The sequence below is a fragment of the Nostoc sp. UIC 10630 genome (genome assembly GCF_010747425.1).
Lineage (GTDB): Bacteria > Cyanobacteriota > Cyanobacteriia > Cyanobacteriales > Nostocaceae > Nostoc.
The window spans coordinates 37,217-48,535 of the sequence record NZ_JAAGOG010000023.1; the positions used below are offsets into that span (position 1 = coordinate 37,217).

The 11,319-nt window shown below is 41.2% G+C and carries 7 protein-coding genes; all 7 read left to right on the plus strand.

Going from position 1 to position 11,319, the window contains the following annotated elements; all coding sequences use genetic code 11:
- Positions 1 to 19: 19 nt before the first annotated feature.
- Positions 20 to 1,012: a glycosyltransferase family 2 protein gene (locus tag G1O98_RS08755; RefSeq protein ID WP_163928459.1), complete on the plus strand. Its 993-nt coding sequence runs from the start codon at positions 20 to 22 to the stop codon at positions 1,010 to 1,012.
- 187 nt (positions 1,013 to 1,199) lie between these two features.
- Positions 1,200 to 2,408, plus strand: coding sequence for a glycosyltransferase family 4 protein (locus G1O98_RS08760; protein ID WP_163928460.1), 1,209 nt, complete (start codon positions 1,200 to 1,202; stop codon positions 2,406 to 2,408).
- Positions 2,326 to 3,252 carry a glycosyltransferase family 2 protein gene (locus G1O98_RS08765; protein WP_163928461.1) on the plus strand — a complete coding sequence of 309 codons (927 nt, stop codon included), beginning with the start codon at positions 2,326 to 2,328 and terminating at the stop codon, positions 3,250 to 3,252. Before G1O98_RS08760 ends, G1O98_RS08765 begins: the two co-directional genes overlap by 83 nt.
- A 117-nt stretch (positions 3,253 to 3,369) precedes the next feature.
- Positions 3,370 to 4,800, plus strand: a complete 1,431-nt coding sequence (locus G1O98_RS08770; protein WP_163928462.1) for an O-antigen ligase domain-containing protein — start codon at positions 3,370 to 3,372, stop codon at positions 4,798 to 4,800.
- 55 nt (positions 4,801 to 4,855) lie between these two features.
- Positions 4,856 to 5,986, plus strand: a complete 1,131-nt coding sequence (locus tag G1O98_RS08775; RefSeq protein ID WP_163928463.1) for a glycosyltransferase family 4 protein — start codon at positions 4,856 to 4,858, stop codon at positions 5,984 to 5,986.
- A 690-nt stretch (positions 5,987 to 6,676) separates the two neighbouring features.
- Positions 6,677 to 8,905: an EAL domain-containing protein gene (locus G1O98_RS08780; protein WP_163928464.1), complete on the plus strand. Its 2,229-nt coding sequence runs from the start codon at positions 6,677 to 6,679 to the stop codon at positions 8,903 to 8,905.
- A gap of 614 nt (positions 8,906 to 9,519) precedes the next feature.
- Positions 9,520 to 11,103 (plus strand): mechanosensitive ion channel family protein, encoded by a 1,584-nt coding sequence (locus G1O98_RS08785; RefSeq protein ID WP_163928465.1) that lies wholly within the window; start codon positions 9,520 to 9,522, stop codon positions 11,101 to 11,103.
- The last annotated feature ends 216 nt before the right edge of the window (positions 11,104 to 11,319 follow it).

The window sequence follows — 11,319 nt, forward strand, 5'->3', positions numbered from 1 at the left end:
AAATATAAAGGAAAAAAATATGTCATTATCTCAAGAATGCCAACAGCCTTTAGTCAGCGTTATTATCCCTACCTATAACCGACCAGACTATCTCAAGCAAGCGATCGCTAGTGCTATTAAACAGACTTATCAAAATATCGAAATTATTGTTTCAGATAATTGCAGTCCAGAAAATCCTCAAGCACTTGTGGCATCTTTTGGTGACTCACGTATAAGATTTTGGCGACATCAACAAAATGTAGGTATGCTTGCTAATCAGCAGCATGGCTTCAAGATGGCACGAGGTAAATATGTTGCTAGCCTTCATGATGATGATATGTGGAATGAAGACTTTCTAGCAAAGCTTGTACCAGTTCTCGAAGCAAATCCTGAGTTAATCCTCGCTTTTTGTGACCAATATATCATAGATGCAAATGGTATAATTGATAATGCTGGGACTGAAAAAAATACACGCAGTTATAAGCGAGATAAACTGAAAGAAGGAATTTATCAACCTTTCTACAAAGTTGGATTGGTAGATAAAAGTATACCTACTGCTGCATCTTGTGTAATTCGCAATAATCTTGTCGATTGGGATAGTATTCCTCCAGAAGTTGGCGGGATGTGGGATTTATATCTAACTTACCTGTGTTGTATATCGGGTTATGGTGCTTACTACTATCCAGAAAAACTGACACGATATCGCGCCCATGAGCAAACTGATACTATGCTCAGTGGTAGTCGAGATGTACAGGCAAAAATCCGCAAAGCTAAAAGCGAAATGTTCTGTTATCAAGTCTTTATGGAAGACGCTCGGTTACAGAAATTTAGAACGTATTTTCAACAAAAATGGTTAGAGGCTAATACAACTTTGGGAATTGGTTTGCTGCGAAGTAAACAGATAGCAGTAGCACGTCCTTATTTTTGGCAGGCGCTGACTAAACAAAAATTTAATGCGCGAACTTTAGTAGCGCTAAGTCTTAGCTTTACTCCACAATTTTTGGCAAATAAATTAATCGAATTGTCGAAATAGTAGGTCAGGTAGGGGCAATTCATGAATTGCCCCTACCTGAAAATTAGCGTTTTGGCTATTGTTTGCGTAAATCCTGTTTTTAACGAACCGCAGAGGGCGCAAAGAGCGCAAAGGTAAGAAAAGAAGATTATTTAAAGTTCTTTGGCTGCGGTTATATGTGAGCTTAGATTATTAAAGAAGGTATTGGATGAAACTTTGTATTGTTACTCATAAAATTAAAAAAGGTGATGGACAGGGACGGGTAAACTATGAGGTTGCTAATGAAGCAATTCGTCGTGGTCATCAACTGACATTATTAGTGAGTGAAGTTGCACCAGAACTAAAGGAGAATAGTCAAGTTAATTGGATTCCAATTCCAGTCAAAGACTATCCGACAGAATTTGTACGTAATTTCATATTTGCCCAAAAAAGTACAGATTGGTTGCGGAAACATCGCTCTGAGATTGATTTAGTTAAAGTCAATGGCGCAATTAATCTGGCTGCGGCTGATGTGAATGCTGTACATTTTGTCCATAGTTCATGGTTGCGATCGCCTGTTCATATTTCTCGCAACCGCCGAGATTTATATGGTTTGTACCAGTGGCTGTTTACGGCTTTTAATGCCCGTTGGGAAAAACAGGCTTTCCAAAAAGCGCAGGTTGTTGTCGCTGTATCGGAAAAGGTAGCTCAGGAATTAGTCAACATTGGTGTACCTCGTTCTCGCATTCGCGTAATTATTAATGGCGTTGACTTAGACGAGTTTACTCCTGGTGAAAGCAAAAGCAATCGCCAAAAGTTGGGTTTACCGGAGAATGTCACCCTGGCTTTATTCGCCGGAGATATCCGCACACCCAGAAAGAACTTAGATACAGTACTGCACGCCTTGGTGAAAGTTCCAGATTTACATCTGGTGGTAGTGGGACACACCCAAAATAGTCCTTTTCCGCAGTTAGCAGCCTCTTTGGGGTTAAATGAACGTGTGCATTTTGTAGGATTTCGCCGTGATATCCCCCAAATTATGCAAGCAGTAGATTTATTTGTTTTTCCTTCCCGATACGAAGCTTGCAGCCTCGTATTGTTAGAAGCACTTTCTTCAGGACTACCAGTAATTACTGCCACAGCCACCGGGGGCGGAGAGTTGGTGACACCAGAATGTGGCATCGTCTTATCCGACTCAGATGATATTGATGCTTTGGCTCTGGCATTGCTGACTTTGGTGAGTAGTCCCAACCTCATACAGCAAATGGGCAAAGCTGCTCGTTCTGTGGCAGAACAACATAGCTGGACTAGTATGGCACAAACTTATGTGGATCTATTCGAGGAGTTAAGCAAGAATGCGGAACACCGTTCTGATACCAACTTATCGCCGTCCACAAGACCTATCACGCTGCCTTTTGGCGCTACAGAAGCAAATTAAACCCGTCGATCAGGTGATAGTGGTTGTCCGCGATACGGATGCAGAAACTTGGCAATTTCTGGCGCAATTAAACGCTCCCAATCTGCCACTGCATACTGTGAAAGTGACACAACCGGGCGTAGTCGCAGCCCTGAACGCCGGATTAGCAGCAGTGGAGGGGGATATTGTCTCCATTACTGATGATGATGCTGCACCCCACCCAGATTGGTTAGAGCGCATCGCCGCTTACTTTACCTCAGATAGTCGCCTCGGCGGTCTGGGAGGGCGTGATTGGGTATACCACGGCAGCAAATTAGAAGATGAATCCCGCCCAGTAGTGGGACAGTTGCAGTGGTTTGGACGAGTGATTGGCAACCATCATCTGGGAGTGGGAGAACCCCGCGAAGTCGATATTCTCAAAGGCGTAAACATGAGTTTTCGTAAAGAGGCCATCGGACAATTGCGCTTTGACGAGCGGATGCGTGGTACTGGGGCGCAGGTACATTTTGAAATGGCATTTACTTTGGCATTAAAGCGGGCTGGTTGGAAGATAATTTATGATCCTAATGTTGCTGTAGATCACTATCCTGCACAACGTTTTGATGAAGATCAGCGAAATAATTTTAACGAGATTGCCTTTATTAATTTAGTCCATAATGAAACCCTAGTTTTACTAGAGCATTTGCCATTTATCCGCCGGATTGTATTTTTATTCTGGGCAATATTTGTAGGTACATGCGATAGTTTAGGTTTTGTACAATGGCTGAGATTTTTACCTAGCCAAGGGCAGTTAGCGGGGAAAAAATTGCTGGCATCTTGGCGTGGGCGTTGGCAGGGATATAAAGAATTTGTCATTGGTCATTAGTCATTTGTCATTTGTCATTTGTCATTGGTCATTGGTCATTGGTCATTCGTTATTGGTCATTGCAGACTGATTATTTCATTGGGATTTTTTATGTGTAAATCTAAAATCTAAAATTGAATGAATTCTAGACAGATACTTTTCAATAGTTTTTTAGAAGAAAATTATTCTCCAGAAGAGCGATCGCAACAGGGGTGGATGGCGATCGCAGGCTTTGTATTACTGATTGTAGTTTGCTATTTTGCTGGTGCTACTGCTGCATTGCGCCTAATTTATCCGGTGACGGCTTTAGCTGTAGCTGTGTTTTTATACTTGCGGCATCCCATTCTCTACATCAGCTTTACCTGGTGGATATGGTTTCTCACACCCTTAGCTACTCGCTTAGTTGACTATCGTGTAGGCTGGGACGCTACCCGCCAGATGCTCATAGCACCATATTTAGTGGTGTTTGTAACCATAGCAACATTCTTGCGACATTTTCCCCGCGCCTCACGCCAAGGGGGTTTGCCGTTTGTTATGGCTTTTATCGGAGTCTTTTATGGCTTTCTCATCGGTCTGATTTATAACCCACCAATCCCTGTAGCACGTGGGCTGCTGGATTGGCTCAGTCCGATTATCTTCGCTTTTCACTTATTTATAAACTGGCGAGATTATCCCAGCTATCGCCAGAATATTCAGCGAACATTTCTTTGGTGTGTACTAATTTTAGGAACTTATGGCATATATCAATTCGTAGTAGCTCCTGAGTGGGATAGGTATTGGCTCATCCAATCAAAACTATTCATGAGTTCTGGAAACCCTGTACCTTTCGGGATGCGTGTCTGGAGTACATTGCACTCAGTCGGCCCTTTTGGTTCCGTCATGCAAGCTGGTTTACTATTGTTATTTACCAGTTCGGGAAATTTAATTTTTCCTGCTTCAGCTGTTGGTTACTTGTCGTTCTTACTAACACAAGCACGGACTAATTGGGGAGGCTGGTTATTTGGAATAATTATGATTGTGGCTTCAGTCAAGGCGCGAATTCAAATGCGCTTACTTATCATAATTGCTGTGATGGCAATTTGTGTTGTCCCATTGACAACTATTGAGCCAATTGCTGGAGTTGTATCAGCTCGTTTGGAAACTTTTTCTAATCTTCAAGAAGATACAAGTTTTAAAGATAGATCGGGAAGTTATGACAAAAACCTTGGTCTAGCCCTTTCTAATGGTTTAGGTAACGGCTTAGGCAATATTTGGAAAGTCAACGAGAAAACTGGTCAAATTGAAGTAGTGGTGATTGATAGTGGCATTTTAGATATGTTTTTCACCCTTGGTTGGTTTGGTGCCATCTTTTATATGGGTGGATTAATCTTGTTAATTATTAGTGTTAGCAGTTATGGTGAAGGACGTTTTGATAGTTTTATCAGTGCTGCTCGCGCGATTGGTATCAGTTCTGCTACACAGCTAATTATTGGTAGTGGAATGTTAAGTGTAGCAGGCATGATTCTTTGGGGATTTTTAGCTATGGCTATGGCAGGACACAAATACTATAGCAATCCCAAGAATTTATAAATATGAATTGAGTTAAACAACAAAATCTGACAACTTAAATAGGACTGATTAAATTATGAAAGCAATTATTGTAATGCCACTAGCCGAACAACGAGGCGGCGGTGAAATGATGCTTTGGGATTTAGTACAGCAGGGACGTAATGCTGGTGTTGAGTGGCTGGTGATATTTTTAGAACACGGCCCGATGGTAGAACAAGTAAAGTCCCTTGGCATTGATGCACGAGTTGTAGAAAGTGGACGTTTACGCCAAATCCACCGTTTTATTGGTGCTGTTTTTCAGATAGCTGCGATCGCACGCCGTGAACGTGCAGATATAATTGTCAATTGGATGTGGATTACGCATATATCTGGAGGCTTGGCGGCAATGCTGGCTGGTTTGCCTGCTGTATGGTATCAGCTAGAAGTACCTAGCGATAAAACTTGGTTGGTACGACTCGCTACTTTAATCCCAGCTCGCGCAATTATCACTCTCTCTCAAGATGGTAAGCAAGCCCAAGCAGAGATTTGGCCCCATAGGCCAACACCCTTGGTTTATCCTGGTGTCGCACTAGACCGATTTGAGCCCGATGCTTTGCCAACTCCAGAAGAAGCACGGCGAAAACTAGGCTTACCTTTACATGGCCCATTGATTGGAATTGTGGGACGATTGCAACGATGGAAGGGAATGCACATATTGGTGCAAGCGATGCCCAAAATTTTAGAGAAGTATCCTGATGCTCATTGTGTGGTGGTTGGCGGTAAGCACGATTTGGAACCGGACTATGAGGGCTTCTTAAAAGCAGAAATCACAAACTTGGGCTTGAAAGAACAAGTAATTATGGCTGGGTTACAGCGTAATATCCCGGAGTGGGTGCAGGCAATGGATGTATTCGTTCATGCCTCGGATAAAGAACCCTTCGGAATTGTGATTATTGAGGCGATGGCGCTGGGTAAACCTGTGATTGCTGGCGATGCAGGTGGCCCGACAGAGATTATTACCGATGGGATGAATGGACTATTAACACCTTATGGCGATGCGGATAAATTAGCGATCGCAATTCTCCGCTATCTTGACGAACAAGAATTTGCCCGCAGTGCAGGAATAGCTGCCAGACAACGCGCTTTAGATTTTTCAACGCAGAATTATGCTCAAAACTTTATTAGTGCAATTCGTTCTGCAATACCCAGTGTTTCATCTGCTGAATGAAACAGTAAACTTTTTGCAAAAGTCAATTTTATGAAAATGAAACCACAGATTGATGCTAATGAATTATCTATGTGGTGTCTGTGGTTAAAAAATAATACAAAGTCTCCAGCGATCGCAATTCTCCGCTATCTTGGCGAGTAGAGATGTTCCATTGCAACGTCTCTACTCTATATTTTTGAAATTAATTACTTAACTGTCTTATCTATCAGCCTACTTGAGTGATGTAAAAATTAACACTAGTCGCATCGCTTAACGATATGGATAAAGTGGAGCTAAATTAAATGAGTGGGCGTAAATAATTGTCGTTGGGATAAGGCAATAGGCAATCCTGCTATAGTCAATAGACGCAAGGGTTTTAGCCTAGTTCATTTTTTTACATAGTTTGATTTTATTGTGCCAACTTACTTAGTCAAGCAAAAAATTATTCCTTACCTAGCTGATTTTTATTTTGATTTCATGGCTTAAATTCTTTATCTAACTCTTATTAATTTGCTTAATTATACAAAATTGATCGACTATTACTTAAACATTGGCTACAAAGCTATAGATGTGCTGCTCTGTTATTTGATCCACCAAATTCTTCAAATTACCGAACTCATCAAATCTTCATATATTTGAAGCATAGTTTATCTTTTATTGTAAAAATAGTGGGAATAATAAAATAAATTTGATTGAACAAAGTAGTTAGCTATGAGCCAGATATGTTCTATCTCCAAAACCTGTGCTTGTCGCAATGTTGCACGCTGCCAGACTCAGGAGGCAGGCAGGCTCTTTCTCTGGTTCCCCGTTACACATACCCTCAAAAAAGTCACCTCCTACCTACAGCAGCTTAGACTTGAGTATGAACTGATGCACGAGCGACCAGGTTTGAGTTTGAAGTGTAAACCCGGACAGTCCATAGAAATTGCCCGTAACCTGGCCAAACTACTTGCACCTAGAGAATTAAAAGAGACGCAAGTCCTTTTCATTCAAGGTAATATCCAACCTCAACTCCATGATTTTAGTGACATAGCGTCATTACAACGCTTCATTAAGTTGAACCAATCAGACTGGCTGTTTGAAATGCTGGCAACGGAACGATTCACCAGTTACTTTCAACCAATTGTCTCAATTAACGATACATCGCAGATTTTTGGATATGAATCGCTCTTGCGGGGACTGGATGAAGAAGGGAATTTAATGCTACCGACACCAATTATGGAGTTAGCAACCGAAGCCGGACTAATACCACAACTCGACCAAATTGCTCGCCTCAGCGCAATCACTGAATTCAGTCGGTATAAAGTGAGTGGGCATATCTTCATCAATTTTGCGCCAACATCACTTTACGATCCAGCTTTTTGCCTAAGTAGTTCAGTAGAGGCAATTGATACTGCCGAAATTCCCCATGATCGCGTTGTTTTTGAAGTTGTGGAATCAGATAATCCTCAAGATTTAACCCATCTCAAGGCAGTGCTTAAATACTACCGGGATGCTGGATTTTTAGTAGCTCTTGATGATCTTGGTTCTGGCTATTCCAGCCTCAACTTGCTGCATCAGTTACGTCCAGACTTTATCAAGCTGGATATGGAGTTAATTCGAGATGTACATCAAGACCTTTACAAAGCTTCGATTACCGAGAAGCTTTTAGAGATTACTCAAAAGTTAAACATCCAGACCGTTGCTGAAGGAATTGAGTGTATTGAGGAACTGAACTGGCTGCGAGAACGAGGTGCAAATCTTGCTCAAGGCTATTTGATTGCTAAACCTAGTGCAGTGCCTATCACTACAACCCCTCACTTTGATCCGATCACGTTAAATGTAGCATCGACAGATTCTAAGTTGCTTAAGCGGCATGTCCAACACCAAAATGAGTCTGAGCGAATTGTCGCGGCTGTGACGCAGCGCATTCGACAATCCTTAGAGTTAGACGAGATTTTGCAAACCACAGCAGCCGAAGTGCGGCAACTGTTTGAAGTAGACCGAGTAATAATTTACCAGTTTGAGTCAGACTGGAGTGGGTTAGTAGCTGTAGAATCCTTAGCAGAAGAGTGTATGTCCATTCTGGGATTTCACGTTATGGACACATGCTTTCAATCTACCCGTGCAATTTACTTTCAACAAGGTAACACCAGAGCAATCGAAGATGTTGAAACTGCCGGACTATCGCCGTGTCATGTTGACCTCCTGCGGAGTTTGCAAATCCGAGCAAACCTTGTCGTACCTATATTGCAGAAAGAGCGTTTGTGGGGACTATTGATTGCTCATCAATGTCGTAATGCCAGACAATGGCAGCAATCGGAGATTAACTTGTTTAACCAGTTAGCAGGACAAGCTGCGATCGCTATTCAGCAATCAGAACTTTACCACCAATTACAAGAAGCAAACCAAGAATTACAGCGCCTTGCCTGTTCGGATGGTCTGACCCAAGTGGGAAATCGACGCTGCTTTGATGACACATTCAACACACAGTGGCAACGGTTGGCACGAGAGCAAGGTTCGCTATCTTTGATTTTGTGCGATGTCGATTACTTTAAGCTTTACAACGATACGCATGGACATCTGGCAGGAGATGATGCCCTTAGACAGGTTGCTAAGGTAATCTCTCAAACAGTTAAATGCCCTGCTGATTTAGTTGCTCGTTATGGTGGAGAAGAGTTTGCAGTTATTTTACCGAATACTGATATTGAAGGGGCCATTGCAGTTGCAAGAAATATTCAGACCAATATTAGTGCATTAAAAATGCCTCATCCCCATTCCCAGGTTAGCGAATTCATCACTTTAAGTCTTGGTGTGGCAACCATTACTCCTCATAGCCAATTATCTCCCGCAACCTTAATTGCTGCTGCTGACCAGGGACTCTACCAGGCAAAAGCACAAGGAAGAAATTGTGTGGTGCAGATAAACTGTCAGGATGTTGAGCCTAAATCTTTCCTTTAGTACCAGTTTCATTTCCTCTGCTATATAACTACTATATCTAAAAGGGTAGTCAATTTATATTTTTTAATATAGCTTGCTTTATTTCCACCCATTTGACTTGAGATTACTGAGTAAAAAATATTATTTCCCAGTCCTCAGTTCCTACTTCATGTATTTTGCTATATGTAGTTTATTCCGGTTACTTAACAGCTTGCCACAGGCTACGCTTAAGCAGCTTAAACCAGTGTTCACTGATAACTAATAGAATTTAGAACTTACGCAAAACTATACGCTGTAGGGGCAATTGAATTGCCCCCACCCGAAAATCTTTCTTTTTGGATTCTTTTTTAAAATTGGTATAAGTCCTGGAATTGGCTCGCTTATCAATGAATATACACTTAGGTATGTTTAATTTAAAAGTAATTTATGTAACCATTAAAACCGAAATTACACAAATATCTTCCTTAAAGGCTTTTTGGAAATCATCACTTAGATATAAAGTGATTTAGATGTTAATAGCTTGACAATAAATGATTATATGAAATAATTATCATCTATCTTATAGAGATATCAACGTATCTCTCAATAGGTTTTAATAATAAAACGCTTAAACTTTTTAAGTTTTACGATCGCACATGAATATATTAATCATTTTAGCTGAAGTCAGCCTTGTAATCTTTGTTTTTTTATTACTGAACTGGCTTGTAAACAAGTTATTCAAGCTATTTACAAAGACCTCTATATTAAAGAGCGAAGATAGGAGTATCAAAACCTTGCGTCGGAACATCACAGGGTTATTGTTACTTGCTTGCTTGGTGTCATGTATTTTGATTGTGGGTGCTAATGGTTATCTAGTTTATCGTGGCGAAAACCTTCAACAATACACCATAGCAATGCTTGAGCGTATTCCATCAGGATTTTGGATAACTCTAGGAATTGGCATAGCTCAGAGCATTGGCACTTTCATATTAGCTGCGATCGCACTGAAATTTCTGAAATATTGGCTGAAGATAGCTAGCACTCGCGCCAAGAACTTAGAAAAGAATACCGCCGATGATGAAAGTATTGATGCTTTCTTTAACGCCCTCTATCACAGAATTAGCGGTGGAATCTGTCTGTGGGCTGTCATTTTGTGTGCCCAATTTCTCAAATTGCCCGCAACGGTTTCGGAATATTTGTACATTGCACTGCGAATCTATCTAATTATTGCCGTCGGGTTGCTGATTCTCAAAGCAGTCGCTGCGGTAGTTGATTTTCTTGATGCGCTCAGTGTCAGATACTCCAACCCCGATAACCTCTTGAGATTTTACGATCGCCTCCGACACCTGATACCCTTTTTAAAGCGGTGTCTGGAATTTGTAATTTATGTCTGCATGGCAACATTAGTGATTCAGCAGGTGCAGTTAATCGCCAATATCGCAGCTTTTGGCCCGCGAATGATCAAGATCATCGGCATCATCTTCATTAGTCGTGTGTTGTTTGAGGTCGTTTACTTACTTGTTGAAGAGGTTCTGTTTAAAGACCGGAATCTAACTGATATTCAAAGAAGTAGACGCTTGACACTCGTTCCTCTTTTTCGTAGTTTCTTGCAATACTTTGTATACTTTGCTGCCATTATCTCTATTCTCTATACTCTTGATATTGATCCAACTCCTATACTTGCAGGTGCTGGTATTGTCGGTATCGCTGTAGGTTTAGGGGCACAGACACTGATAAATGATATAGTTTGCGGCTTCTTCATTCTGTTTGAAAACTACTACTTAGTGGGTGATTATATCGAGGCTGGGAAAGCTGAAGAGAGGGCTGTTGAAGGTATTGTTGAGGCAATTGAACTCAGAACCACCCGTATTAGACATCCCAATGGTCAATTGCAGATTATTCGCAATGGAGATATTGGCTCAATTACCAATTATTCTAAACAGTATATCTTTGCAGTAGTGGAAGTTGGTGTGCCTTATAATTCCAACTTAGCACATGTGTACAAAGTGATTGAGGAGGTAGGACAACAGTTAAAAACAAACGATCCAGATGTACTCGAAGGTACACAGATAGATGGAGTGGAAAGCCTTGGAGAGTCTAACTTGTTGCTGCGGACATTAACGAAGGTGAAGCCAGGAAAACATCTTCAGATTCAACGTGTTCTTCGGAAGATTTTTACGGATGCACTACTGCGTGAAGGAATTGTAATTCCCATCCGTGCCGAAAGTGCTGAAGGTTAATTTGGCAGTTTATTTTTAAAGAGCTTTGCGAGTTGGTGTTATGTCAGGCTGGAAGAAATTTGAAAGCTAGCAAAAATTGTGTCCATTCATACAACAAAATAGTAATGATTGTTATAGGCTTGGAAAGCCCTTTACTTTTATACTTTTGGCGAAACTTCACCGCCAAACAAGCACCAGAGCGATAGGAAATTACTTATGACCAAATGCGATTGATAC

Bases quoted from the DNA above. Each gene is read 5' to 3' on its own strand.
- G1O98_RS08780 (WP_163928464.1), top strand. From the start codon at position 6,677: ATGAGCCAGATATGTTCTATCTCCAAAACCTGTGCTTGTCGCAATGTT.
- G1O98_RS08770 (WP_163928462.1), top strand. From the start codon at position 3,370: ATGAATTCTAGACAGATACTTTTCAATAGTTTTTTAGAAGAAAATTAT.
- G1O98_RS08765 (WP_163928461.1), top strand. From the start codon at position 2,326: ATGCGGAACACCGTTCTGATACCAACTTATCGCCGTCCACAAGACCTA.
- G1O98_RS08785 (WP_163928465.1), top strand. From the start codon at position 9,520: ATGAATATATTAATCATTTTAGCTGAAGTCAGCCTTGTAATCTTTGTT.
- G1O98_RS08760 (WP_163928460.1), top strand. From the start codon at position 1,200: ATGAAACTTTGTATTGTTACTCATAAAATTAAAAAAGGTGATGGACAG.
- G1O98_RS08755 (WP_163928459.1), top strand. From the start codon at position 20: ATGTCATTATCTCAAGAATGCCAACAGCCTTTAGTCAGCGTTATTATC.
- G1O98_RS08775 (WP_163928463.1), top strand. From the start codon at position 4,856: ATGAAAGCAATTATTGTAATGCCACTAGCCGAACAACGAGGCGGCGGT.